At 73.8% G+C, this 25,132-nt stretch carries 23 protein-coding genes; 8 read left to right on the top strand and 15 right to left on the bottom strand.

Annotation, left to right across the window (positions count from 1 at the left end; all coding sequences use genetic code 11):
• The first annotated feature begins 364 nt into the window (after nucleotides 1-364).
• The 5 genes from ABZY31_RS17250 to ABZY31_RS17230 all read left to right on the top strand — a co-directional run bounded on the left by ABZY31_RS17250 (nucleotide 365) and on the right by ABZY31_RS17230 (nucleotide 6,054).
• Complete coding sequence (locus ABZY31_RS17250) at nucleotides 365-1,501, top strand: GDSL-type esterase/lipase family protein (RefSeq protein ID WP_356410821.1); 1,137 nt, start codon at nucleotides 365-367, stop codon at nucleotides 1,499-1,501.
• A 46-nt stretch (nucleotides 1,502-1,547) separates the two neighbouring features.
• On the top strand, nucleotides 1,548-2,339 hold the full coding sequence (locus tag ABZY31_RS17245) for a LytTR family DNA-binding domain-containing protein (RefSeq protein WP_356410818.1): 792 nt from the start codon (nucleotides 1,548-1,550) through the stop codon (nucleotides 2,337-2,339).
• Nucleotides 2,340-2,572: 233 nt separating this feature from the next.
• Entirely contained in the window at nucleotides 2,573-2,872 is a 300-nt protein-coding gene (locus ABZY31_RS17240) for a hypothetical protein (RefSeq protein WP_356410815.1), read from the top strand.
• 174 nt (nucleotides 2,873-3,046) lie between these two features.
• Complete coding sequence (locus ABZY31_RS17235) at nucleotides 3,047-4,834, top strand: cation acetate symporter (RefSeq protein WP_356410813.1); 1,788 nt, start codon at nucleotides 3,047-3,049, stop codon at nucleotides 4,832-4,834.
• Nucleotides 4,831-6,054, top strand: coding sequence for a histidine kinase (locus ABZY31_RS17230; protein ID WP_356410810.1), 1,224 nt, complete (start codon nucleotides 4,831-4,833; stop codon nucleotides 6,052-6,054). The genes ABZY31_RS17235 and ABZY31_RS17230 overlap by 4 nt, the downstream gene beginning before the upstream one ends.
• 168 nt (nucleotides 6,055-6,222) lie before the next feature.
• Here ABZY31_RS17230 and ABZY31_RS17225 read toward each other — a convergent pair whose 3' ends face one another.
• Nucleotides 6,223-7,686 carry a GuaB1 family IMP dehydrogenase-related protein gene (locus ABZY31_RS17225; protein ID WP_356410996.1) on the bottom strand — a complete coding sequence of 488 codons (1,464 nt, stop codon included), beginning with the start codon at nucleotides 7,684-7,686 and terminating at the stop codon, nucleotides 6,223-6,225.
• A gap of 242 nt (nucleotides 7,687-7,928) precedes the next feature.
• Here ABZY31_RS17225 and ABZY31_RS17220 point away from each other — a divergent pair, with 242 nt between their 5' ends.
• Entirely contained in the window at nucleotides 7,929-8,462 is a 534-nt protein-coding gene (locus ABZY31_RS17220) for a hypothetical protein (RefSeq protein WP_356410807.1), read from the top strand.
• A 44-nt stretch (nucleotides 8,463-8,506) separates the two neighbouring features.
• On the opposite strand, the gene ABZY31_RS17215 is transcribed toward ABZY31_RS17220, so the two are convergent.
• From ABZY31_RS17215 to ABZY31_RS17190, 6 genes are all read right to left on the bottom strand, one after another.
• The gene (locus tag ABZY31_RS17215) at nucleotides 8,507-8,914 is read right to left on the bottom strand and encodes a barstar family protein (RefSeq protein ID WP_356410805.1); all 408 of its coding nucleotides are present in this window, start codon (nucleotides 8,912-8,914) and stop codon (nucleotides 8,507-8,509) included.
• Nucleotides 8,911-9,387, bottom strand: coding sequence for a ribonuclease domain-containing protein (locus tag ABZY31_RS17210; protein WP_356410802.1), 477 nt, complete (start codon nucleotides 9,385-9,387; stop codon nucleotides 8,911-8,913). The genes ABZY31_RS17215 and ABZY31_RS17210 overlap by 4 nt, the downstream gene beginning before the upstream one ends.
• A 109-nt stretch (nucleotides 9,388-9,496) precedes the next feature.
• Nucleotides 9,497-10,552, bottom strand: a complete 1,056-nt coding sequence (locus ABZY31_RS17205) for a sugar-binding domain-containing protein (RefSeq protein ID WP_356410799.1) — start codon at nucleotides 10,550-10,552, stop codon at nucleotides 9,497-9,499.
• A gap of 91 nt (nucleotides 10,553-10,643) precedes the next feature.
• Nucleotides 10,644-11,330, bottom strand: a complete 687-nt coding sequence (gene rpe, locus ABZY31_RS17200) for a ribulose-phosphate 3-epimerase (RefSeq protein ID WP_356410796.1) — start codon at nucleotides 11,328-11,330, stop codon at nucleotides 10,644-10,646.
• A gap of 401 nt (nucleotides 11,331-11,731) precedes the next feature.
• Nucleotides 11,732-12,523 (bottom strand): alpha/beta hydrolase, encoded by a 792-nt coding sequence (locus ABZY31_RS17195; RefSeq protein ID WP_356410793.1) that lies wholly within the window; start codon nucleotides 12,521-12,523, stop codon nucleotides 11,732-11,734.
• 354 nt (nucleotides 12,524-12,877) lie between these two features.
• A complete protein-coding gene (locus ABZY31_RS17190) occupies nucleotides 12,878-14,104 on the bottom strand; it encodes an NAD(P)/FAD-dependent oxidoreductase (protein WP_356410790.1) in 1,227 nt (408 codons plus the stop codon).
• Nucleotides 14,105-14,232: 128 nt separating this feature from the next.
• Between ABZY31_RS17190 and ABZY31_RS17185 the strand changes: the two genes are divergently transcribed.
• Nucleotides 14,233-14,844: a PadR family transcriptional regulator gene (locus tag ABZY31_RS17185; protein ID WP_356410787.1), complete on the top strand. Its 612-nt coding sequence runs from the start codon at nucleotides 14,233-14,235 to the stop codon at nucleotides 14,842-14,844.
• A gap of 77 nt (nucleotides 14,845-14,921) precedes the next feature.
• Here the strand turns inward: ABZY31_RS17185 and ABZY31_RS17180 are convergent, their stop codons facing one another.
• Both ABZY31_RS17180 and fmt read right to left on the bottom strand, forming a co-directional pair.
• Nucleotides 14,922-16,379 carry a transcription antitermination factor NusB gene (locus ABZY31_RS17180; protein WP_356410784.1) on the bottom strand — a complete coding sequence of 486 codons (1,458 nt, stop codon included), beginning with the start codon at nucleotides 16,377-16,379 and terminating at the stop codon, nucleotides 14,922-14,924.
• A gap of 75 nt (nucleotides 16,380-16,454) precedes the next feature.
• Complete coding sequence (fmt, locus tag ABZY31_RS17175) at nucleotides 16,455-17,399, bottom strand: methionyl-tRNA formyltransferase (RefSeq protein WP_356410781.1); 945 nt, start codon at nucleotides 17,397-17,399, stop codon at nucleotides 16,455-16,457.
• A 296-nt stretch (nucleotides 17,400-17,695) separates the two neighbouring features.
• Here fmt and ABZY31_RS17170 point away from each other — a divergent pair, with 296 nt between their 5' ends.
• Nucleotides 17,696-18,232 carry a hypothetical protein gene (locus tag ABZY31_RS17170; RefSeq protein WP_356410778.1) on the top strand — a complete coding sequence of 179 codons (537 nt, stop codon included), beginning with the start codon at nucleotides 17,696-17,698 and terminating at the stop codon, nucleotides 18,230-18,232.
• 212 nt (nucleotides 18,233-18,444) lie between these two features.
• On the opposite strand, the gene ABZY31_RS17165 is transcribed toward ABZY31_RS17170, so the two are convergent.
• The 6 genes from ABZY31_RS17165 to ABZY31_RS17140 all read right to left on the bottom strand — a co-directional run bounded on the left by ABZY31_RS17165 (nucleotide 18,445) and on the right by ABZY31_RS17140 (nucleotide 24,677).
• Entirely contained in the window at nucleotides 18,445-20,574 is a 2,130-nt protein-coding gene (locus ABZY31_RS17165) for a primosomal protein N' (protein ID WP_356410775.1), read from the bottom strand.
• A 104-nt stretch (nucleotides 20,575-20,678) separates the two neighbouring features.
• Nucleotides 20,679-21,887, bottom strand: a complete 1,209-nt coding sequence (gene metK, locus ABZY31_RS17160; protein ID WP_356410772.1) for a methionine adenosyltransferase — start codon at nucleotides 21,885-21,887, stop codon at nucleotides 20,679-20,681.
• 195 nt (nucleotides 21,888-22,082) lie between these two features.
• Complete coding sequence (gene coaBC, locus ABZY31_RS17155) at nucleotides 22,083-23,321, bottom strand: bifunctional phosphopantothenoylcysteine decarboxylase/phosphopantothenate--cysteine ligase CoaBC (protein WP_356410769.1); 1,239 nt, start codon at nucleotides 23,319-23,321, stop codon at nucleotides 22,083-22,085.
• 96 nt (nucleotides 23,322-23,417) lie between these two features.
• Nucleotides 23,418-23,690, bottom strand: a complete 273-nt coding sequence (rpoZ, locus tag ABZY31_RS17150; protein WP_283451425.1) for a DNA-directed RNA polymerase subunit omega — start codon at nucleotides 23,688-23,690, stop codon at nucleotides 23,418-23,420.
• A gap of 38 nt (nucleotides 23,691-23,728) precedes the next feature.
• Nucleotides 23,729-24,292 (bottom strand): guanylate kinase, encoded by a 564-nt coding sequence (gene gmk / locus ABZY31_RS17145; protein ID WP_356410767.1) that lies wholly within the window; start codon nucleotides 24,290-24,292, stop codon nucleotides 23,729-23,731.
• Between the two features lie 61 nt (nucleotides 24,293-24,353).
• Nucleotides 24,354-24,677: an integration host factor gene (locus tag ABZY31_RS17140; protein ID WP_330329439.1), complete on the bottom strand. Its 324-nt coding sequence runs from the start codon at nucleotides 24,675-24,677 to the stop codon at nucleotides 24,354-24,356.
• Between the last annotated feature and the right edge of the window lie 455 nt (nucleotides 24,678-25,132).

The raw sequence follows: 25,132 nt of genomic DNA, 5'->3' as shown, positions 1-25,132 counted from the left end.
CCTGCTCGGCGCGGACAACGGCACCGGCGGCCCGAGCGCCCACGCCCTCGCCACGGCCGGAGCCCGGGTGCTCCGCGCCGACCCGGACGTGGCACGGGCAGCCGCCGTGGCCCCCGGGACGGGCGGGACGGGCGGCCGCGCCCGCAGTGGTGTGGACACCGCGTGCAGCCGCCCCGCTCGGGGAGGACGGGCCGCGCCGGTGCGCCGAGAACGCCCCGCTCTGCCGGGTCGCCGGGCCCCGGGACATCGCCGCCGCCCTCTCGTTCCCGGCCTGGCCGTGAGCGGCGTACCTCACGGGGCAGACGTTGAGCGTGGACGGCGGGGTAGGCGTGAAGTTCCCGTACCCGACGATCGGAGACGCCCGGTGACACCCGACGAGCACTGGCTGGACCCCGGCCCCTTCCTGCGCGGAGTGGCCTGGCTGGAGCACGGGCGGCCGGTGCGCGCCGATCCCGCGGACACCGCGCGGCTGCCCTGGGACACCGGCGAGCGGGCCGCGCTGCCGATCGGGGTGCGCCTGGAGTTCACCGCCGGGCCCGGGGCGCACGCCGTGGAGGTCCGTTACCGGGCCGCCGTCCCCGGGCGGGCCGACGCGCTGCGCGACCTCGCGCACCACTTCGCCCTGTGGGACCGGTCCGGGCGCCTCGCCGAGGTCGTCACCGAACCGGCCGCCGAGGCCGTCGTACGCATCGGGCTGCCGGCCGGCGGCGGCCCCTTCACCCTGCACCCGCCCGAGGCCCAGGCCCCGGAGGTGCTCGGCCTGCGCGGGGTCGGCGGCCCGCTCGCCCCGGCGCCCGCCGCGCCGCGCTGGGTGGTGCACGGGGACTCGATCACCGAAGGCTGGTGGTCCACCCGGCCCCCGCACGGCTGGCCCGCGGTGGCCGGCCGGGCGCTCGGCTGGGACGCCGTCAACCTCGGCTATGCGGGAGGCGCCTGCGGCGAACTCGCCACCGCCGAGCAGCTGTCCGCGCTCCCCGCCGACGCCCTCACCCTGGCCTTCGGCACCAACTGCTGGTCGCGCGCACCCTTTTCCGCGCCCCTGCTGTACGAAACCACCCGCGCGTTCCTCGACATCGTGCGCCAGGGGCACCCGCGGACCCCCCTCCTGCTCCTCTCCCCCGTCCTGCGGCCCGACGCGGAGCGCACCCCGAACCGGCTCGGCGCCACCCTGGGCGCCCTGCGCGACGCCATGGAACGCGCGGTGCGCGAGCGGATCGCGGCGGGGGACGGACGGCTCGTCCTGCTGCCGGGGCGCGACCTGCTGGCTCCGGCGCACCTCGCCGACGGGCTGCACCCCAACGACGAGGGGCACCGGGTGCTGGGACTCGCGGTGGCGGAGGCCCTGCGCCGGGGCGGACTCGCCGACGCCGTCATGGGAGCCGCCGCAGGCGCGGGCACGTCCGCCGAACCCGGAGCCCGCGCCGAACCCGGAGCCATCGCCACCCGCGGCGATGCGGCCGACCCGGCCGACCCCGCCGACCCGGCCGGGCTGCCGGTCTGAGGCGCACCCGTTCCGCGCCGGGAGCACCCTCTCTACACTGCCCCCCATGCTCCGTGTACTGGCCGTCGACGACGAGAAGCCGCTCCTGGAGGAGCTGCTCTACCTGCTGCGCTCCGACCCCCGCGTCAGCACGGCGACGGGGGCCTCGGACGCCACCGAGGCGCTGCGCCGCATCACCCTGGCCGTCGAATCGGGCCCGGACGGGGCCGACGGCCTCGACGTGGTGTTCCTCGACATCCACATGGCGGGGCTGACCGGGCTGGACATCGCCCGCCTCCTCGCCGGGTTCAGCTCGCCGCCGCTGGTCGTCTTCGTCACCGCCCACGAGGGCTTCGCCGTCCAGGCGTTCGACCTCAAGGCCGTGGACTACGTCCTCAAGCCGGTGCGGCCGGAGCGGCTGGCCGAGGCGGTGCGCCGGGCCTGCGCGCTGCGCGGCCGCGACCGTGCCCCGGCCGCCGCTCCCCCCGCCCCGGCATACGCCCCGGCGGGCGTCACGGACCGCGCCGCCGAGCAGATCGCGGTCGAACTGGGCGGGGTCACCCGCTTCGTGGCCGTCGCGGACATCGCGTACGTCGAGGCGCAGGGGGACTACGCCCGCCTGCACACCGGCGAGGGCAGCCACCTGGTGCGGATCCCGCTGTCCACGCTGGAGGAGCGCTGGGCGGCGCGGGGGTTCGTCCGGATACACCGGCGCCACCTGGTGGCGCTGGACCGGATCGACGAACTGCGCCTGGACGCGGGCACCACCAGCGTCCGGGTCGGCGCCGCGGAACTCCAGGTGAGCCGCCGTCACGCCCGTGAGCTGCGCGACCTCCTGACGCGCAGGGCCACGGGCTGACCCCGCGCGGTCGGCGGCCGGCCGCGGGGGTGGCGACCGCCCAGTCGGCTGACCCCGCGCGGTCGGCGGCCGGCCGCGGGGGTGGCGACCGCCCGGCGCCGCGCGGGCGCCGTTCGTCGCGCGGCACGGCGCGTACGGCGATCCGCCGGGGCCGTCGGCCGCAGGAGGCGCCGGTGCGGGCCCCCGCCGGGCCGACCGCCCCTATCGTGGATCTTCCGGGCGGGAGGAGCAAGATGTCCGAGATCGAGGCGCTGCTCGACGCGCTGAGCGGCCTGCCCCGCACCCGGCCCGCCGACCCGGCCGAGGCCGAGGCCCTGCTGGCCAGGCTCCGCAGCGCGGCCGCGCGCTGGGCCGACGTGCTGTACGAGGCGGACGAGGGCTGCCGCCCGCACCTGCCGCCGCGCGCCGAGGCCGCGCTGACCCTGGCCTTCCGGCGGGCCGAGGAGTCGTACGTGGAGCTGGAGATCGCCCGCCGCGACTGCGCCGAGCACCAGGGCCGCGCACGCCCGCACGCGAGCGACCGCATCCGCTGACCGGGCGGCCCCCGTGCCGACGGCGCCCCAACCGGACGCCGTGCACGCGCGTTTCACCGGGCCGCGCCCCCGCGCCGGACCCCCTCCATCGCCGGATCACGCCTGTCGCCGGGCGCGGCGCCATGCCTAGAATCCACTCTCCGCCCCCTTCCCTCTTCCGCCCGAGGCCGCCCGGTGAACCAGACGTATGCGCTGAGCGCGGTGGCCGTCGTCGTCCTGGCCACGGTGCTGCTCGGCGGGCTGGGCCTGCGGATATCGCGCACCACCTCCGACTTCTACGTCGCCTCGCGCACCGTCGGCCCCCGGCTCAACGCGGCGGCCATCAGCGGCGAGTACCTCTCCGCCGCCTCCTTCCTCGGGATCGCCGGACTGGTGCTGCTCCAGGGGCCGGAGATGCTGTGGTATCCGGTCGGCTACACGGCCGGGTACCTGGTGCTGCTGGTCCTGGTGGCCGCGCCGCTGCGCCGCTCGGGGGCGTACACCCTGCCCGACTTCGCCGAGGCGCGGCTGGAGTCGAGGGCGGTGCGCCGGATCGCGGTGGTCTTCGTCCTCGGCGTCGGCTGGCTGTACCTGCTGCCGCAGCTCCAGGGCGCGGGGCTGACCCTGCAGATCCTCACCGGCGCCCCGCACTGGGTCGGCGGGCTGGTCGTCGCCCTGGTGGTCACGGTGGCCGTGGGCGCGGGCGGGATGCGCAGCATCACCTTCGTGCAGGCGTTCCAGTACTGGCTCAAGCTCACCGCGCTGCTCGTCCCGGCCTTCTTCCTGGTCGCCGCCTGGGCCGGGGACGGCGCCCCGCGCGCCACCTTCGACGCCCCGGCGGTGCTGCGGGAGCACACCTCGGTGACCCTCGCGCAGGACGTGCGGATGTCCCTGGACGCGCCGCTCGCCCCGCGCGTCACCGGCCGGGTCGACGGGCGGACGTACGCCGGTGACACGGTGCCGCTGGAAGCCGGGGAGCACACCGTGGGCGCCCGGACCCGGCTGGAGCTGGCGGCGGGCAGCCGGCTGCCGGAGGCCCGCGCGGGCGCCGGCCCGGACGCCCCGTCCTGGTCCCGGCCGCTCGCCGGGGACCGCAACGAGTACCGGCTCTACGCGACGTACGGGCTCATCCTCGCCACCTTCCTCGGCACCATGGGCCTCCCGCACGTCGCGGTGCGCTTCTACACCAGCCCCGACGGGCGGGCCGCACGCCGCACCACCCTGGTCGTCCTCGGGCTGGTCGGCGCGTTCTACCTGCTGCCGCCGGTCTACGGCGCGCTCGGCCGGATCTACGCTCCCGAGCTCGCCCTCACCGGGGACACCGACGCGGCGGTGCTGGTGCTGCCCGCCCGGCTGGTGGGCGGGGTGGCGGGGGAACTGCTCGGCGCGCTGCTCGCCGCGGGCGCCTTCGCCGCGTTCCTCTCCACCGCCTCCGGGCTGACGATGGCCGTGGCCGGGGTCCTGCACCAGGACGTCCTGCCCTCCCGGGGGCTCTCCAGGGCGGTCGCCCGGGGGGCCGGTGCCCGGGCTCCCCGCGGGGTGGGCGCCTTCCGGCTCTCGGTCCTGGTGGCGATGGCGGTGCCGCTGGCGGGCGGGGTGCTGGCCTCGCACGTCCCGGTGGCGGACGCGGTGGGGCTCGCCTTCGCCGTGTCGGCCTCCTCCTTCTGTCCGCTGCTCGTGCTCGGCATCTGGTGGCCCCGGCTGACCCCGCCCGGCGCGGTGGCCGGGCTGGTGACGGGGGGCGGCGCCGCTCTGGGCGCGGTGCTGGCGACCCGGGCCGGGCTGGCTCCGGCGGGCTGGGCGACCACCCTGCTGGCCTGGCCCGCGGCCTGGTCGGTGCCGCTCGGCTTCCTGACGATGGTGCTGGTGTCGCTGGCCACCCCGGGGCGGGTGCCGAAGGGCACGGCGGCCACCCTGGCCCGGCTGCACCTGCCCGAGCAGCTGGTGCACCGCCGCTCCGTGGGCCACGGGGACGCCCGGTGACGGGGGCCGCGCTGCTCGCGCTCCCCGCCGCGGCCGCCGTGCTCCTGGCACTGGGCTACGCGCTCGGGCGGCTGCACGCCCACCGGGCGGGACGCAGCGCGCCCGGCCTCGGCACCCCGGTGGAACGGGCCACCTTCCACACCCTGCACACCGCCTCGCTGGCCGCGCCCCCGCTGCGCGCCGGGCTCACCGAGGACACCGCCCGCAAGGCCGCCCGGCGGCTGCGTTCCCTGCTCGGGACCGAGGCGCTGTGCCTGACCGACCGGGAGAAGGTACTGGCCTGGGACGGGCCGGGAGCCGGGCACCACGAGCGGCGGGCGATGGAACGGGCGGCCGAGCTGCTGGACTCGGGGCGCAGCCGCAGCGGACGCACCGGCTGCCGGGAGCCGGGCTGCGCGCTGAGGTGGGAGGTCGTCGCCCCGCTCACCGGGGAGGACGGGGTGCTGGGGGCGCTGGTGGCCTACGGGGCGCAGGAGTCGGCGGTGCTGGCGCGGGCCGCGACGGAGGTGGCGCGCTGGGTCTCCGTACAGCTGGAGCTCTCGGAACTGGACCGGTCGCGGACCCGGCTGATGGAGGCGGAGATCAAGGCGCTGCGGGCGCAGATCTCGCCGCACTTCATCTTCAACTCGCTGGCCGCGATCGCCTCCTTCGTCCGGACCGACCCGGAGCGGGCGCGGGAACTGCTGCTGGAATTCGCGGACTTCACCCGCTACTCCTTCCGGCGGGGCGGGGACTTCACCACCCTGGCGGACGAGTTGCGCTCCATCGAGCAGTACCTGGCGCTGGCCGGGGCCCGGTTCGGGGACCGGCTGAAGGTGACCCTGCGGATCGCCCCCGAAGTCCTGCCCGTGGCCCTGCCGTTCCTGTGCCTGCAACCGCTGGTGGAGAACGCGGTCAAGCACGGCCTGGAGGACACGGCCCGGGAGTGCCGGATCACCCTCACGGCCCGGGACGCGGGCCCCGAGGCGGTCCTGACGATCGAGGACAACGGGGTGGGCATGGAACCGGCACTGCTGCGCCGGATCCTGGCCGGCGAACAGCCGGGCTGCGGGACGGGCATCGGCCTGCCGAACGTGGACCAGCGGATGCGGCAGGTCTTCGGCGACGACTACGGCATGGTCTTCGAGACGGCGGTCGGCGAAGGCATGAAGATCACCGTCCGCATCCCCAAATACCGCCCGGGCGTCCACACCACACCCCCCACCCCCCGCCTCCCCTGAACCCCTTCCAACCCAATCCAGCCCCGCCGGCGTTTGAGGCGCCCCCGGAGGGCCCACGGCGGACAGCCGACCAGAAACACCCCGTGAAACCACCGCGCCCCCGGCCATCCGGAAGCGGACGGCCAGGGGGCCACGGAAGGTAAACGGGAGACACGCCCCCCGGAGGGACTAGCTCCAGCTGGCGTGCAGCGGCTTGCCCTCGGCATAACCGGCAGCGGACTGCACCCCCACGACGGCCTTCTCCTCGAACTCGGCCAGCGACCCCGCACCGGCATAGGTGCAGGACGACCGAACGCCCGCGATGATCGAGTCGATGAGGTCCTCGACGCCCGGCCGGGCCGGGTCGAGGAACATCCGGGAGGTGGAGATGCCCTCCTCGAACAGCGCCTTGCGGGCGCGGTCGTAGGCCGACTCCTCGGAGGTCCGGTTCCGCACGGCGCGCGCGGAGGCCATCCCGAAGGACTCCTTGTACAGACGGCCGTCGGCCGCCTGCTGGAGGTCGCCCGGGGACTCGTACGTACCGGCGAACCAGGAGCCGATCATCACGTTGGACGCACCGGCGGCCAGCGCCATGGCGACGTCGCGCGGGTGACGGACACCGCCGTCGGCCCAGACGTGCTTGCCGTGCTTCTTGGCCTCGGCCGCGCACTCCATCACCGCGGAGAACTGCGGGCGGCCCACGCCGGTCATCATGCGGGTGGTGCACATGGCGCCGGGGCCCACACCGACCTTGATGATGTCCGCGCCGGCCTCGATGAGGTCCTTGACGCCCTCGGCGGCCACGATGTTGCCCGCGACGATCGGGACCTGCGGGTCGAGCGCGCGCACGGTCTTGATCGCGTGGATCATCGACTCCTGGTGGCCGTGGGCCGTGTCGATGACGATGGTGTCCACGCCCGCGTCCAGCAGCTGCTTGGCCTTGACGGCGAAGTCGCCGTTGATGCCGACGGCGGCCGCGATGCGCAGCTTCCCCTCGGCGTCGGTGGCGGGGGTGTAGAGCGTCGCACGGAGCGCGCCCTTGCGGGTCAGGATGCCGGCGAGGCGGCCGTCCTTGTCCACGGCGGGAGCCAGCTTGCGGTGGCCCGCGTCGAGCTGGTTGAAGGCCTCGCGGGGGTCGATGTCGGCGTCGATGAGCAGCAGCTCCTTCGACATGACCTCGGAGAGCTGGGTGAAGCGGTCCACGCCGGACAGGTCGTGCTCGGTGACCACGCCGATCGGGCGGTGGTCGGCGTCGACGACGACACCGGCGCCGTGCGCCCGCTTGGGCAGCAGGGACAGCGCGTCGGCGACGGTCTGCGTGGGGGCCAGCGTGATCGGGGTGTCGAGCACGTGGTGGCGCGTCTTCACCCACGAGATGACGTCGGTGACGATCTCGATCGGGATGTCCTGCGGGATGACGACGAGGCCGCCGCGGCGGGCGACGGTCTCGGCCATCCGGCGGCCGGCGATCGCGGTCATGTTGGCCACGACGAGGGGAATGGTGGTGCCGGTCCCGTCGGGCGAGGAGAGGTCGACGGCCTGGCGGGAGCCCACCGAAGAACGGCTGGGCACCATGAACACATCGTCGTACGTGAGGTCGTACGGCGGCTTCAGGTCATTGAGGAAACGCACGTGCTGAACATCCCAGTCGATCGGAGGGGCCGCCTGCCCTGGCGGGGCAGCCGAGGAAACGCACGTACTTCATTCTCCCACGTCCTGGCACGGGAGCGGGCCGGGCCGATCGTCCAGGACGGGGTGGGCCGAGTGGTTCGTTCCTACGGGACTTTAGTCCTGGCCCGGGGGGACGGAAAGGTGCGCCGAGCCGGGCCGGTTACGGCTGAGAGCGAAATCGGAACCCTTGCGCTCGGGACCTCTCCCGATGCAACGTTGATTACATGATTACAGCCGAACAGCGTGAGCAACTCCGCGGCTGGTTCGCGGAGCGCCTTCCCATCGACGTCTACGAAGAGCTGGTGGAGGTGGTGGTCGACCGCGAGGAGATCACCGTCGTCGGCCGCATCCCCGCCACCGAATCGGTACGGGGCTTCCGCGAGCGCACCCGCGAGCAGCGCATCGAGGTGGCGCGCGAGGCCGAGGAGCTGTACCAGCGCAAGGTGGCCTGGGGGGTGGAGGCGGAGGGCGAGCGGACCCTCTTCACCCACCTCGCCGTGCCCGTGATGACCCGGCTGCGCCAGTCGGAGCGCGGCGTGCTCGACACGCTGGTCGCGGGGGGTGTGGCCCGCAGCCGTGCGGACGCCCTCGCCTGGTGCGTCCGGCTCGTCGACAAGAACGCGGACGCCTGGCTCGCCGACCTGCGGGGCTCCCTGGAAAAGGTCCAGCAGGTCCGCGCCCAGGGCCCCGACCAGCCGACGGCCGAGAAGCCCGGCGCGGCAGACTCCGGCGCATCGGGCGACTCCGCCGGCTCCTGACCGGCCCGGCCCGGGTGAAAAGGGAGCGCGCGGGACTCTCCCGCTCAGCTCCGGTGCGGCGGCGGCCCCGGCTTCGGCCGGGGCCTGTCGCCCGGATCCGCCAGCAGGACGTTCAGCGCGCCCCCGGTGGAGTGCCGCCAGAAGTCCACGGCCTGCTCCAGGACGTCCTGGAAGGTCTCCCAGTCCCCCGGCCGGGCCGCGGCGTAACCGCGCCACGACGTGACGGCCAGCAGCCGTTCCGGCGCCCCGGGCAGCCAGGACAAGTCGATCAGGCAGTCCGCCAGGGCGTCCCAGTTCCCGCCGAAGTGCTCCGGCAGCCGCAGCGCCTCCCCGCAGCGCCGCATCAGCTCCGCCTTGCTGCGCACGCCGTCCAGGTCGAGCCGTACGACCGTCCAGCCGGCCTCCTCGGCGGCGGCCACGGCGGGGGCGAGGGCACGGGGGTCCAGGGTCATCGGAGAACCGCCTTGAAGGTCTCGTAGTGGTCGTCCGTGTAGAAGAACTCGCTGCCCTGACCGGTGATGATCCGCCGCGCGCCGCGGTCCCGGGAGCCCGGGGTCTTCACGGTGAACTCGTGGTAGTAACCGCGCTGCTGCCGCGGCAGCACCTTTTCGAAGTTCCCGAAGACGGTGCCGTCCTGCCGGTACGGGTAGGGGCCGCCCTTGTCGATGAGGACCAGCGTGTCCCGGGCCTCCCGGGGCAGGTCCGCGGCCCGGAGGGTCTTCATCCCCTTCGCCCAGCCGGGAGTGGCGCTCGTGCTGGGGGAGGGGGAACCGTTCGGGGCGGTGGCCGCCGGGGTACCGGGCGCGGCACTCGGGGGTACCGGGTCCTGCGTGCCCCCGCAGCCCGCCGCACCCACCAGGGCCACGCAGAGGAACAGGGCCCCCAGCAGACGCAGCAACGGGCGGGGCACGCTCCGGAAGATCATGCGCCCGATGGTGCCAAATATCCGATTCGCCCGCCAGCGCGGACGGCAGGTGGCCGAAGCCCGACCCGGCCCCGGCACGCGCCCGCGCACCGGCCACTGGGGTCCCGGTCTACGGAACCAGGTCGTCCGGGTCGGCCCGCTCCAGCGCCGGCCGCAGCCCCGGCTGGGACTCGGTCAGCAGGAAGTCCGCGACCGCCGTGTCCGTCACCAGGCTGGTGACCAGGCCGGAGCGCAGCACCGCACCGATCGCCGACGCCTTGCGCAGGCCGCCCGCGATCGCCACCACCTCGGGGATCCGCCGCAACCGGTCCGCCTCGACGGTGATGCAGCGCTCGCCGAGGTCCCGGCCGACCCGGCGGCCCTCGGAGTCGAAGAGGTGCGCGGACATCTCGGCGGCGACGCCGAGCGAGGCGTAGTGGGCGCGCTCCTCGTCCGTCAGCATGTCGTGAACGGTCGAGATGCCCGGTTCCCACGACCCGATGGACACCGCCGCGACGGTCACCTTGTCGAAGTACTCGAAGGCGCGCGCGATCCCGGTCTGGCCGCGCAGCGCGGCCGCGGTGGCCGGATCGGGCAGCAGCATCGGCGCGTAGATGGGGTGCGCGTCCCCGCCGGAGACCTGGGCCGCGCGGCGGACGGCCTCCACGGAGCCGCGCTCGGCCGTCCCGGCGTCGTACACCCCGGTCAGCTGGACCACGGTGCAGGGGGGCAGCCGGTGCAGGGAGGCGGCCATGTGGATGGTGGAGCGGCCCCACGCGAGGCCCAGCACGTCGCCCTCGTTGACCAGCTCGCCGAGCAGGTCGGCGGCGACCGCGCCGAGGTTCTCCGGGTCGGGGGCGTCCTCGGTCGCGTCCGCCGGGGACTCCACGACCACCGCGTGCCGCAGGCCGTACCGGGCGCGCAGCGCGTCGGAACGCTCGGCGTCCAGCTCGGCCGGCACGCGGATCTCGATGCGCACGAGGTCGCGCTCCAGAGCGGTTTCCAGGACCCGGGCCACCTTGAAGCGGCTCACGCCGAACTCCTCGGCGATCTGGATCTTGGACTTGCCCTCCAAGTAGAAACGACGGGCCATCGCCGCCGCCTGCACCAGCTCCGCGGGTCCCATCCGCAGGGCAGACCGTCCCGCCGACATTGCAGACACCGCGTTCTCCTCACTGCTGTTCACATTCTCGACTCGCCGTTCATCCTGTCAGATCCGAGGGCCGTTGATCAGCCTGGAGGACCAGCGTTCACCGAGCTGTTCACCAAGCCTTGGCTCAGTGGTCGCACGCCCAGGGCGCGGCGGAGATCGCCAGGTCGGCCTGCTCCCGCAGGGTGCGGACCGCGGCGGCCGGGTCGACCGCTCCGTAGACCGCGCTGCCCGCCACGAACACGTCGGCGCCCGCCTCCGCGCAGCGTTCGATGGTCGACGCGGACACCCCGCCGTCCACCTGCAGCCACAGCTCCAGGCCGTGCTTGACGATCATCTCCCGGGTGCGGCGGATCTTGGGCAGCATGATGTCCAGGAACGGCTGTCCGCCGAAGCCCGGCTCGACCGTCATGATCAGCAGCATGTCGAGTTCGGGCAGCAGGTCCTCGTACTGCTCGATCGGCGTCGCGGGCTTGAGCGCCATGGACGCGCGTGCGCCCTTGGCGCGGATCTCCCGGGCCAGACGTACGGGCGCGGCCGCCGCCTCGGCGTGGAAAGTGACCGATCCGGCACCCGCCTCCACGTACTGCGGGGCCCAGCGGTCCGGGTCCTCGATCATGAGGTGGAGGTCCAGCGGGATGTCCGTCGCACGGCTGAGGGACTCCACGACCGGGACGCCGAGGGTGAGGTTCGGGACGAAGTGGTTGTCCATGACGTCGACGTGCAGCCAGTCGGCGCCCTCGACGGCGCGCGCCTCTTCGGCGAGACGCGAAAAGTCCGCGGACAGGATGCTGGGATTGATCTGAGCGGCCATGCCCCAAGCGTGCCATGCCCAGGGCGGGTTCTTGACCGTGCCCTGGGGTGCTGGGGATCCCGGCTGCGCCGGGGAGCGGCTTCGCCGCTCACGGGTAGGTTTCGCGCTTCGGGGTCGGGGATGCTCCGGGGGCTGCCCGTCAGTTCAACTGTCTTCCCGTGCCGGGGCGGCATGGGGGAGGGTGCCGATGCGGCCTGCGCCCGGCGCCCGGCCGCAGGCCGAGTGAGGCCGATGCCCCGCCCTCCGGGCGAAAGGCGCGCACTCAATCGCTACGCGCTTCGCCGGGAGAGGCGTCTGCGGCCTGTTCGGGGCTGGTGAGGGGCGCGGCGGAGCTCACAGCTCGGCCAGACGGGAGTCCAGTCGGGTCAGACTGCCGTCGAACGCTCCCAGACCTCAACCACTCACACTTCGGACGTGAGGAAGGGGAGGATCGACGGGACGAGGGTGGGGGAATTCAGGATGTCGTAGTGGGAGGCGCCGGCCAGGATGGCCAGGCGGGACGCGGGACGGTAGGAGTTGTCCCAGCCCGCGTCCTTCAGGCCGCCGCCGAGGAGGGCGAAGAACTCGGCGACGTGTGCGGGACGGATCGAGTCGGCGTCGCCGTACACGAGGAGGACCGGCATGGTGAGGGCGGCCACCTCATCGCGCCAGTCGAAGTCCGTCTTCAGGGCTTCGGCCGTCTTGCCGACCAGGACGGGCCAGTCTTCGGGACGCGGAGCGACTTCGGCGTAGTGGTTGTAGGGCGGGGAGCCCTTCATCATCTCGGCGGCGGCCGCACTCATCTGATCCATTCCCACGAGCACGTCGGGGAACCAGCCGTCCCTCTTGAACGGGACCGAGACCAGCACCAGCCGCCGGACGGCGTCCGGGTGCTGGATGGCGGTCCGCAGGGCGACCTTGGCTCCGAGCGAGTACCCCAGGACGTCCGCGCGCTCCAGACCGAGATGCTTGATCAGTGCGGCGACGTCGTCCGCCAGCAGTTCCGGCCGCAGCGCCCGGTCCGCGTCGGGCGTACGACCGTGCCCCTGAAGGTCGACGAGAACGACCTTGCGGCCGTCCGTCAGGGCGGGCAGCAGCGGGGCGAAGGTGTCCCCCGACCCGAACCCGCCGTGCAACAGGACCAACGCTTCCCCCGCGCCCGATCCGTGCTCCTCGAAGTACAGCGACTGTCCGTTGACCTCTGCGTAGCTCATTCCTGCACCCTTCACCATTCCCACGGTCACGTCTCCCTCTATAGACCGGAGGAAGTCGTGAAACTCATCGCCCCACGACGGTCTGATCGCCATTCATTCCCCCATGGGCCGGATCTGCCCCCCTCGCCGCCTGCGGTGACCAGCCACGGCCGGCCCGCAGGCCGCTGAGCCGACCGCGACTGCGTAGCGATCTGAAGGCGTGCGTCTTCCGCCCAAAGGGCGCCGCATCAGGCTCACTCGGCCTGCGGCCGGGCGCCGGGCCCCAGGCAACGGGCACCCTCCCCCATGCCGCCCCCGGAACCACCCCGACCCCGAAGCTCGAAACCCGCCCCCACGCGCCGCGCAGCCGCGGCCTCACCCCACCCGCTCCCCCCACTCGATCCCGTACTCGTACTGCCAGGCCGACTTCTGCGACGGATCCGCCATCTTCATCACCAGCGGCAGCATCAGGTCGCGCAGGACGCGGCCCACCGGGCCCGCGCTCTTGTTGCTGTTCGTGCGGGCGCCGAGTTGGATGATGCGCTCGACGCGGGGGCGGCGGAGCCGCTCGTACGCCGTGAAGGCCTCGTCGTACGGCAGGTCCCGCAGGCAGCGGGCCAGTTCGACGGCGCTCTCGAAGGCGATCGACGCGCCCTGTCCCGAGCTGGAGGAGGCGGCGTGCGCCGCGTCGCCGATCAGGGTCATTCGGCCGCGGGTCCACGTCGGGACGCTCGGCATGTTCTCCATCGGGCCGGTGATCAGCAGCTGGTCAGCGGCGGTGGCACCGATCATCTCCAGAGCCGGAATGCGGTCGTCGGCGAAGGCGGCCCGCAGCGTGCGCGTCCACTCCCCCGCACCGATCGCCCGGGCCTCGGCGACCGTCATCGGGAGGCGGTGCGGCAGGTTCGCGAACCACACCGCCGAGGAGTCGTCGAAGACCTGGTAGCCGAAGAAGGCGCGCTTGCCGAAGCACAGGTACATGACGCCCTGGGTGGAGGGCAGGGCGCAGTCGTCGAGCCGCGCACCGAAGCACACCAGGCCGGCGTGGTTCGGCCGGGGCGCGGCCGGGTCGATCAGGGAGCGGACCGTGGAGCGGATGCCGTCGGCGCCGATCAGGACGTCGGCGTCGGCCCGCGTGCCGTCCGCGAAGTGCGCGGTGACGCCGGATGCGGTGTCCGTCACCCCGGTGAGCCGCTTGCCGTGGTGGACGGGGACCGAACGGCGCGCGGCCTCGTCGTAGAGCGCGCGGTAGAGGTCGGCGCGCCAGACGAACTGCTGGCAGGGGAAGCGTGACGGCGGGGCGAACCGGGCGAGGTGCTTGCCCGTCCAGCTCCGCAGGCCCATGGCCGTGACCGGTGTGCCGATGGCGCGCACGAGGTCGCCCGCGCCGATCGCGTCGAGGGCGTTCTGGCCGTTCGGGGCGATGGTCATGCCGCCGCCGGCGCCGTCGGCTGTGGAGTCGTAGGCCTCGTACACGGCGGCCTCGATGCCCGCCTGGCGCAGGGCCATCGCGGCGACGGGCCCCGCGAGGCCGCCACCGATGACGAGCGCGGTACGGACCGGGGCGGTGCGGGCGGATGGGTCGCCTTCGTTGAGGGACATGGCAGTGGTTCCTCTCCTCGGGCCGACGGCGGATCCGGCTGATCCGGCGGACCCCGCGTCGACCCCTCGATAGTTTCACCGCAACTAGTCTCACGTCAACTAGTTCGCCCGAGGCTAGAATCGCTCCCATGACGTCATCCGCTCCCCGCAGCTCCCCCCTCGCCCTGACCGTCCTGGCCCTGCTGCACTACAAGCCGCTGCACCCGTACGGCATCCAGCGGCTGGTCAAGGACTGGGGCAAGGAGCAGGTCGTCAACGTCAAGCAGCGCGCGAGCCTCTACCGCACGATCGAGCGGCTCAACGGCGACGGACTGATCGCGGTGCGCGAGACCGGGCGCGATCAGCAGTACCCCGAGCGGACCGTCTACGAGGTCACCGACGCGGGGCGCGAGACCGCCCGAGCCTGGCTGGAGGAGATGCTCGCGGTGCCCAAGCAGGAGTTCCCGGAGTTCCCGGCCGCCCTGTCGAACCTGCTCCTGCTCGCCCCGGACGAGATGGCGGACGTCCTCGACCGGCGCGCGGCCGCGCTCGCGGAGACGCTCGGCGGGCTGGAGTCGGCCCTGGTCTCGGAAGCGGACGGCGGGCTGCCGCGCATCACCCGTCTGGAGACCGAATACCTGCGCGCCGTCACGGCCGCCGAGCTGGAGTGGGTCCGCGCGGTGGTCGAAGACCTGCGCACCGGCGACCTGTCCTGGTCGGCGGAACAGCTCGACGCCCTCGCGGCGGGGCCGGGGCAGTGAGAAGCCCGCCCCCGGAATCCCGGGAGCGGGCTGCACATCTCCTCACGTGGTCACCCATGGGCCGACCACGCGTCACCTCACGCCGTGCGCCTCAGCAGCGCCAGGTACATCGCGTCCGTACCGTGCAGGTGCGGCCACAGCTGGACGTCCGGGCCGTCTCCGAGGGCCGGGACGCCCTCCATGTAGGGCCTGGCGTCGATCAGTTCGGCGGCGATCGGCTCGTGCCCGGCGCCGCGGCCCTTGAGGACGTCCTCGACCACGACCCGCGTCTCCGCCAGGTGCGGCGAGCACGTCGCGTACCCGACCACGCCGCCCACCCGCACCGCGGACAGCGCCTCGCGCAGCAGCCCGCGCTGGAGCGGGGCGAACCCCTCCAGGTCTTCGGGGCGGCGCCGCCAGCGCGCCTCCGGGCGGCGGCGCAGGGCGCCGAGGCCGGTGCACGGCACGTCCATCAGGACCCGGTCGAAGGACCCCGGCAGCCACGGCGGCCGGGTGCCGTCCGCGGTGATCACCTGGTAGGGGCCGGGGTTGCCCGCCAGCGCCTTCTCCACCAGGCGCGCACGGTGCGGCTGCTTCTCCGAGGCCAGCAGGAAGGCACCGCGCTCCGCGGCGAGCGCGGCGAGCAGCGCCGCCTTGCCGCCCGGACCGGCGCAGCCGTCCAGCCAGCGGCCGTCGCGGCCCTCGACCGGTACGTTCGCCAGCGCCATGGCCACCAGCTGGCTGCCCTCGTCCTGGACGCCCGCACGGCCCTCCCGGACCGCTTCCAGCGCACCCGGCTCGCCGCCCTCGGCCATCCGGACGGCGTACGGCGACCAGCGGCCCGGCAGTGCCGAGTCCTCGCCGACCGCCTCCAGCAGCTCCTGCGGCGTGGACCGGCCGGGCCGGGCGACGAGGGTGACCTCGGGCCGCTCGTTGTCGGCTTCGAGGAGGTCCTCGATGCCCGCCCGGCCGCCGCCGAGCGAGTCCCACAGCGCGGAGACGACCCAGCGCGGGTGCGAGTGGACGACGGCGAGGTGGTCCTCGGCGTCCACGTCGTAGGGCGGGGCGACCTGTTCGAGCCAGGCGTCCAGGTCCTTCGCGGCGATCTTGCGCAGCACGGCGTTCACGAACTTGGCGCGGCCGTCGCCCAGCACCACCCGGGCCAGCTCCACGCTCGCCGAGACGGCGGCGTGGGAGGGGATCCGGGTGCCGAGCAGCTGGTGGGCGCCGAGCGCGAGGACGTCCAGCACCGGCGGGTCGACCTCGCGCAGCGGCCGGTCGATGCACGCGCCGATGATGGCGTCGTACGTGCCCTGGCGGCGCAGGGTCCCGTAGACCAGCTCGGTCGCGAGCGCCGCGTCCCGCGCGTCGAAGCTCTCGTCCTTGCGGGCCTTGCGCAGCAGCGGGGGCAGCACCAGGTTCGCGTACGCGGCCCGCTCGTCGACCGCCCGCAGCGCCTCGAAGGCGAGGATCCGGACGGGGTCCTTCTTGGGCCGGCGGTACGGGTTGGCCTGCTTGCCGCCCGCGGCGGCGGGACGGCGGGGCTGTTCGCTCACGTGAAAGGTGCTCCGGAAGTACGAGACGAGAAGGAGGTGAGGTCGAGAGGGCGGTGCGGTCGAGCGGTGTCCGGTTCAGCCTACGTCGGCCCCGCCCAGCCGCTCGCCGGGAGCGATCCGCACCCCGCGCGCCCAGTCCGCGGCCTTCATGGGCTTCTTGCCCTGCGGCTGCACCCAGAGCAGCTCCACGGCGTGCGAGCCGGTCCCGACGTACACGTTGTTCTTGGCGGGGGCCAGCTCGCCGGGCGTCAGGTCCGTGCGGTCGGTCACCAGGGCCATCGAGATGATCTTGAGCCGCTCGCCGCGGAAGACGGTCCACGCGCCCGGCGCGGGCGTGCAACCGCGCACGACGCGGTCGGCGCGCAGCGCCGGGGCCGTCCAGTCCACCCGGGCGTCCTCGACCGAGATCTTGGGCGCCAGCGAGATGCCCTCGGGCCGCTGCTCGACGGCGCGCAGGGTGCCGTCCTCGATGCCGTCCATGGTGGCGGACAGCAGGCCCGCCCCCGCGAAGGCCAGGCGGGTCAGCAGGTCGCCGCTGGTGTCGGTGGGGCGGATCTCCTCGGTGAGGATGCCGTAGACCGGGCCGGAGTCCAGCCCCTCCTCGATGAGGAAGGTGGACGCGCCGGTGACCTCGTCCCCGGCCATGATCGAGTGCTGCACCGGCGCGGCTCCGCGCCAGGCGGGCAGCAGCGAGAAGTGCAGGTTGACCCAGCCGAGGCGCGGAATCTCCAGGGCGCTCTTGGGGAGCAGCGCGCCGTAGGCGACGACCGGACAGCAGTCCGGGCCGATCTCCCGCAGCCGGGCCTGGAACTCCTCGTCGCGCGGCCGGACCGGCTTGAGGACCTCGATCCCGGCTTCCTCGGCGCGCTCGGCCACGGGGCTCGCGACCAGCCGCCGGCCGCGGCCCGCGGGCGCGTCGGGGCGGGTGACGACGGCGGCGACCTCATGGCGCCCGGAGGCGAGCAGGGCGTCCAGGGCGGGTACGGCGACCTCGGGGGTGCCTGCGAAGACGAGCTTCACCGGTGTCTACCTCGCTATCTCGGCTGTCAGCAGCGCACCAGTCTATGGGGCGAGGAGCAGGCGCCCCACCGGTGGCCGCCCCCGCGGCCGCCCGCCGCCGGGGCGCCTCCCCCACCACCCACACGGGGGGGCGTACGCGCAGGCGGTGCGCCTCTCGCATATGCCGACACGCCCCCACAGCGTGACCAACGCGCCACGTGACGCGTTGGTCAAGAGAGATTGACCCGAAGCGGGCCGCGTGTGAACGGTGTGTGCGGCCCGATCCGCTCCTCAGCACCGGTACGAGAGGCTTCTTCATGGCCGACCACGCCACCCACGACGCCCAAGCGAGGGCCAGCCTGCACCTCCTGGTGCGGGACATCGAGCGGGTCCGCCGGCAGGTGGACGCACTGCGTACGCTCACCGCCCAGCTGGGCAACGTGTACCGCCCGCGCCGCTCCGGCCCTTCCACGGGGTTCGTCGTCTACGGGCGCGCGCCCGCCCCCACCGTCCGCCTGGCGCAGGAACTGCGGGACAGCGTCGAGACGCTGGTCACCGCCGCGGTGGACTTCGACCGCTCCCTGGGCTTCTCGTGGGACGCGGTCGGCTCCGCCCTCGGGGTCACCAAGCAGGCCGTGCACCGGCGGTACGGGGCCCGGCGCGCGCAGGCCGCCGAGGCGGCGGAGCCGCTGGCCGAGGGATCGACCACGCGGACCCTCGGGGCTCCCCCGATGTCGCCGATGCCGACGATCCCGGCCGCGCGGTCGGTGCCGCCGCAGCCGCAGCGCGAGGAGTCCACCGCCGGAGCCGCGTCCCTGCGCCCGCCGGCCTTCCCCGGCCCGCGCAACGGCTGACGCACAACGGCAGCAACACGGCGGAAGCCGCACGACGGCAGCCGCGTACCGGGCTCCGCTCGACGCCCGGCGGCCGCTGCCCGGGGCCACGCTCGCCCCGTTACGGTCGCCCCCGTCGGCGACGCCCCCTCCCGGGCCTCCGGGCGGCCCGCACCCGGGGCCGCCCCCGGCCCGGTCCGCGTCCACCGGCCGGGCCCCCGTTCACACCGGCCTCAGCCGATGTCCGGCGGGTCGATCCGCACCCGGATCGTGTCCGCCACCGCGACCCCGCGGGCCATCCGGGCGGCCTGGGCTGTCTTGAGGGCCGCCGCCAGCGCGGCCCCGCTGCCCGGGGGCACCCGGACCAGGGCCCGTTCCCCCGGGGACGGCTCGCCCCGGCGGCCGGGCAGCGGCACCGGGCCCAGGATCTCCGCGTCGGCGGGCAGCCCCGCCCCGGCCAGGAACGCGTCCAGCGCCTCCCGCCGCCCCGCCACCGCGGCCATCCGGGAGACCGGGGGGAAGCCCAGCTGCGCCCGCTCGGCCAGTTCCCGTACGGCGTGCCCGACGGGGTCCCAGCGCACCAGGGCCTGCACCGGCCGCAGCGTCGGTTCGGCGACCACGACCACCTGGCCGTCCCCCCGCACCAGCGAGGCGGCGGCGATCCAGCGCCGCAGCGCCTCCTCCCCCGCCCGCAGGTCGGGCCGCGACAGCATCGCCCAGCCGTCGAGCAGCAGCCCCGCCGCGTACCCCGCGCCCTCGGCCACGGGCTCCGCGCCCGGCGTGCACACGACCAGCGCGGGCCGGTCGGGCACCGAGTCCAGCACGTGGTCCCGCCCGGAGGTCCGCACCGGGACCGCCGGGAACGCCCGCCCCAGCTCCTCCGCGGTCCGCCGCGCGCCGACCACCTGCGCCCGCAGCCGCACCGACCCGCACTCCTCGCACTGCCAGGCGGGCTCCCCGCGCCCGCACCAGCCGCACCGCAGCTCCCGCTCGTCGGGCGCCTCCAGCGGCCCCGCGCAGTGGCGGCAGCGGGCCGGGGTCCGGCACCGCTCGCACGCGAGCCGCGGGACGTACCCGCGCCGGGGCACCTGGACGAGCACCGGACCGCTCTTGAGGCCCTCGCGCACGGTCTCCCAGGCCAGGGTCGGCAGCCGTGCGGCCCGCGCGGCCTCGTCCCGGGCCAGCAGTTCATCGCCCACGGTCCGGATCCGGGGCGCGCACTCCCGTACCCGCTCCCGGTCGGCCGCCAGCGGCCGGGCCCAGCCGGACTCCACCAGCTGGGCGGCCTCCACGGTGCAGCTGGTGCTGCCGACGAGGAAGGCGCAGCCGTCGGTGACCGCGCGCAGCTCCAGCACCTCCCGCACGTGCGGGAAGGGGGCGTGGTCGTCGCTGTGGCTGGAGTCGCCGTCGTCCCAGACGGCCACCAGGCCGAGGTCCCGCACCGGCGCGAACATCGCGGCCCGGGTGCCGATCACTGCCTTGACCGAGCCGCGGTGGACTGCGAGCCACTGCCGGTAGCGCTTCTCGGGACCGGATTCGGCGGTCAGCAGGGCGTGCCGCCCCTCGCCCAGCAGCGCGGTCAGGGCCGCGTCGACCCGGGAGGCGGTGCGCCCGTCGGGCAGGACGACCAGGGCGCCGCGGCCGGAGGCGAGGGTCGCGGCCACGGCCCGGGCCAGTTCATCGGCCCAGCCGGGCCCGGGCAGCGCGGTCCACACCGCGCGCGGGTCGCCGCCGCCGGCCAGGGCCCGCAGGAAGCCCGGCCCGGCCGGGTAGCGCTCCCAGCCGCCGGGCTCGGGCGCGGGGGGCGCGGGCAGGGGGTCCGGCGAGGGCTTCGACTCGGCGCGGGCGTTGCGGGGCGGGAGGGCGAGCTGGAGGACGTCGGCCAGGCTGCCCGCGTACCGGTCGGCGACGGCCCGCGCGAGGGCGAGCATGCGCGGGCCGAGGACGGCTTCGGGCGAGACGACCTGGGCGAGGGCCGCCAGCGGGCCGTTGTAGTCGGTGTCGGCGCGCCGCTCGACGACGAACCCGTCGATGAGGCCGCCGCCCTCGCGGCGGCCCCCGTGCACCTGGTGCGCACCCGCGCCGAAGCGGACCCGGACCCGGACCCCGGGCTGCGCGGCCTCCGACAGTTCCTCGGGGACGGCGTAGTCCCAGAGCTGGTCGAGGTGGAGCACGCCCTTGTTGACGAGGATCCGCGCGACGGGCAGCTCCCGGGCCAGCGAGGCGCCGCGCCAGGTGCGGGGCTTGGCCTTGGGCGCCTTGGCCTTCGCCTCGGCGACCATCTCCCGCATCAGCGCGAGCTGTTCCGGCGCGCCGCCGGTCTCGGGTTCGTTCTGGCTGCTCACACCGGAATTCTCACCCATGGCACCGACAGCCGGGGAACGGCGCCGGCGGCGGGTCCGCCGTGGCGGCGGAACGCCGAACGGCCCCGGACCGTGGGGTCCGGGGCCGTTCGGGGCGGTCGTGCCTACAGACCGGCGGCGGCGCGCAGCGCGTCGACGCGGTCGGTGCGCTCCCAGGTGAAGTCCGGCAGCTCACGGCCGAAGTGGCCGTAGGCGGCGGTCTGGGCGTAGATCGGGCGCAGCAGGTCGAGGTCGCGGATGATCGCGGCCGGACGCAGGTCGAAGACCTGGGCGATCGCGTCCTCGATCTTCTGCACCTCGACCTTGGCGGTGCCGAAGGTCTCGACGAAGAGGCCGACGGGCTCGGCCTTGCCGATCGCGTACGCGACCTGGACCTCGCAGCGCGAGGCCAGACCGGCGGCGACGACGTTCTTGGCGACCCAGCGCATCGCGTAGGCGGCGCTGCGGTCGACCTTGGACGGGTCCTTGCCGGAGAAGGCGCCGCCACCGTGGCGGGCCATGCCGCCGTAGGTGTCGATGATGATCTTGCGGCCGGTGAGGCCGGCGTCGCCCATCGGGCCGCCGATCTCGAAGCGCCCGGTCGGGTTGACCAGCAGCCGGTAGCCCTCGGTGTCCAGCTTGATGCCGTCTTCGACGAGCTGCTTGAGGACGTGCTCGACGACGAACTCGCGGATGTCGGGAGCGAGCAGCGAGTCGAGGTCGATGTCCGAGGCGTGCTGCGAGGACACGACGACGGTGTCGAGGCGGACGGCCTTGTCGCCGTCGTACTCGATGGTGACCTGGGTCTTGCCGTCGGGGCGCAGGTACGGGATCGTCCCGTTCTTGCGGACCTCGGACAGGCGGCGCGAGAGCTTGTGCGCGATGTGGATCGGCAGCGGCATCAGCTCGGGCGTCTCGTCGCAGGCGTAACCGAACATCAGGCCCTGGTCGCCGGCGCCCTGCTTGTCCAGCTCGTCCTCGTCGCCCTCGACCCGGCTCTCGTACGCCGTGTCGACACCCTGCGCGATGTCCGGGGACTGCGCGCCGATGGACACCGAGACGCCGCAGGAGGCGCCGTCGAAGCCCTTCTTCGAGGAGTCGTAGCCGATCTCGAGGATCTTGTCGCGGACGAGCTGGGCGATCGGCGCGTAGGCCTTCGTCGTCACCTCACCCGCGATGTGCACGAGACCGGTGGTGATCAGGGTCTCCACCGCGACGCGCGAGGTGGGGTCCTCCCTGAGCAGGGCGTCGAGGATGGTGTCGCTGATCTGGTCAGCGATCTTGTCGGGGTGGCCCTCGGTGACGGACTCCGAGGTGAAGAGGCGGCGGGACACATCGCTCCCTGGGGTTGCAGCGGCTGCTGGCTGATCAATTGGCGGAACACTACCGGGAGCTGCGCCTGGCCGTGTTCCGGGTGCAGTTTATCGGTCGCCACCGTTGGCCGGACCACCCGTCTCGCCTTGTGGGAGCCGTGTGACCTGCGGCACTACATCTTGGCCCATCGGGCACCAGGAGAAAAGGTCCGTCCCTCAGGCGCGTCGGAGGGCGGCCTGCGGGGCGAGCCGGGGCACCACCTGGTCCCAGATGACATCGGCGAGGGCTTCCTTGGGACCGTGGGGCACGGGGGTCTCCTCTCCGTTGGAGGCGAGGATCACCGCCTCGTTCTCCTCGGATCCGAAGGTCTTGGCCTCGCCCACCTCGTTCACGACGAGGAGGTCGCATCCCTTGCGCCGCAGCTTCGCGCGCCCGTTGGCGAGGACGTCGTCGGTCTCCGCGGCGAAGCCGACCACGATCTGGCCGGGCACGGCACGTTCGGCCGAAACCTCCGCGAGTACGTCAGGATTGCGGACCAGGGCCACCGGCGCGGGCTCCCGCCCGTCCTGCTTCTTGATCTTTCCCTCGGCGTAGGCGGCGGGCCGGAAGTCGGCCACCGCGGCGGCCATCACCACCGCGTCGGCGTCGGCGGCCGCCTTGAGGACGGCTTCGCGCAGCTGGAGGGCCGTCCCCACACGTACGACGTCCACCCCGGCGGGGTCGGCGAGCGCGGCGTTCGCCGCGACGAGGGTGACCCGGGCGCCGCGCGCCACGGCCGTACGGGCCAGCGCGTAGCCCTGCTTGCCGGAGGAGCGGTTGCCGAGGAAGCGGACCGGGTCCAGCGGTTCGCGCGTACCGCCCGCGCTGATCACCACGTGCCGACCGGCGAGGTCGGGCCCGTCGCCGCCGTCCCCGAGGCCGCGGCGCAGCACGTGGCGGCACACCTCGAAGATCTCCTCCGGGTCGGGCAGCCGGCCCTTGCCGGTGTCCTTGCCGGTGAGCCGGCCGACGGCGGGCTCGATGACGACGGCGCCCCGGCGGCGCAGGGTGGCCACGTTCTCCTGGGTGGCGGGGTGCTCCCACATCTCGGTGTGCATGGCGGGCGCGAAGACCACCGGGCACCGGGCGGTGAGCAGCGTGTTCGTGAGCAGGTCGTCGGCGAGCCCGTGGGCCGCCTTGGCCAGCATGTCGGCCGTGGCGGGGGCGACCACGACGAGGTCGGCGCCCTGGCCGATGCGGACGTGCGGCACCTCGTGGACGCTCTCCCAGACCCGGGTGGACGCCGGGTTCCCGGAGAGGGCGGCCCACGTGGCCTCGCCGACGAAGTTCAGCGAGGCCTCGGTGGGCACCACGCGGACGTCGTGCCCGGACTCGGTCAGCCTGCGCAGCAGCTCACAGGCCTTGTAGGCGGCGATCCCGCCGCTGACCCCCAGTACGACCTTCGGCTTGTCCACTACTGCTCCCTTGTCCGAACACGACACATGACACACCACAGGCCCGGCAGTCGGTCTACCGGGCCTGGAGTGACAAAATCGGGTGACGCGTACTGCTTAAGTGGCCGGGGCCTCGATGGCCTCGGAGGTCAGCAGACCCGCGTTGATCTCGCGCAGCGCGATCGAAAGGGGCTTCTCGTGGACGTGGGTGTCCACGAGGGGGCCGACGTACTCCAGCAGGCCCTCACCGAGCTGCGAGTAGTACGCGTTGATCTGACGGGCACGCTTGGCCGCGTAGATCACGAGGCTGTACTTCGAGTCGGTGGCCTCGAGCAGCTCGTCGATCGGCGGGTTGATGATGCCCTCGGGCGCAGACATGGAAGAGGACACGCTCTACCTTCCGAAGATGGGTAATGATCGAACAACGATCAAACAACTGCCACCAAGGCTAGCAGCTCGCGGGCCACGTCCTCGACGGAGGTATTGACAAGGGTGACGTCGAACTCCGCTTCGGCCGCGAGTTCGATCTTCGCGGCGGCCAGCCGGCGCTCGATGACCTCGGCCGACTCGGTCCCCCGGCCGGTGAGCCGGCGGACCAGCTCCTCCCAGCTGGGCGGGGCCAGGAAGACGAGCCGGGCCTCGGCCATCGACTCGCGGACGAGCCGGGCGCCCTGCAGGTCGATCTCCAGCAGGACCGGCTCGCCCTTGTCCAGGCGTTCCAGCACCGCGCCGCGCGGTGTGCCGTAGCGGTTGCCCGCGAACTCGGCCCACTCCAGCAGCTCGCCATTGGCGATCAGCTTGTCGAACTCGTCGTCGGTGACGAAGAAGTAGTGGACTCCGTGACGCTCACCGGGCCGCGGCTTGCGGGTGGTGGCCGACACCGAGAGCCATACCTCGGGGTGAACCTTGCGCATATGCGCGACGACCGTGCTCTTGCCGACCCCTGAGGGGCCGGAGAGCACGGTCAGCCGCGGACGTACCTCTGCTGCCATAGAGCGATTATCCAGTCTCCCAGGACTGCCTGAGAACACCGGGAGAACTTCGGGTGACGCGTCAGGCGCCGCTGCCGCCGAACTCGCGCTCCAGGGAAGCGATCTGGTTGGAACCGAGACCTCGGACACGCCGGGACTCGGAAATGCCGAGGCGCTCCATGAGCTGCTTGGCGCGGACCTTGCCCACGCCCGGCAGGGACTCCAGGAGAGCGGACACCTTCATCTTGCCGATGACATCGTTCTCCTGTCCCTGCTTGATGACCTCGTGCAGGGAGGCACCGGAGTGCTTGAGTCGATTCTTCACCTCGGCCCGCTCCCGGCGAGCCGCGGCGGCCTTTTCGAGCGCGGCTGCGCGCTGTTCAGGGGTAAGGGGCGGAAGAGCCACGCCTACGTCACCTCGGATGTCGAACTGTCGGATACGGACCGGTGGGGAACACAAGGCACCTCACCAGGCGAGCCCCACGAACGACGGTCCCGCAGGTCCGCCGTTCGCTCACTCTGGTCGGAGACTAGCGGCCAAGGCCGCTCCAGTCAGCGAGAACGGACGAAAAGTCCTGGTCAGCCTCCACCGAACCGTACATCACAGACAAAACACCCCGCTTTTGTCCGGCGAAGGCCGTACGAATTAGCCACGTCCGCCGGCGACCGCCCTCCGCGCCAGGCCCGGTCGGCGTTCGAAGCGCGGCCATTCCCGCCCCGCCGGCGTTCGAGGCGCGGCCACCACTTCAGCCTCGCCGACGTTCCGACCGCGGCCATTCCAGCCCCGCCGGCGTTTGAGGGTGGTCTTCCGCGCTCCGGCCGGGCAGAAGCTGGACGACCGCTACGGGCCCTCCACCCGGC

The organism is Streptomyces sp. NPDC006529, from assembly GCF_040611795.1.
Classification (GTDB): Bacteria; Actinomycetota; Actinomycetes; order Streptomycetales; family Streptomycetaceae; genus Streptomyces.
Note: the sequence above shows the minus strand (reverse complement) of the source record. Positions and strands in the feature narration are given on the sequence as shown.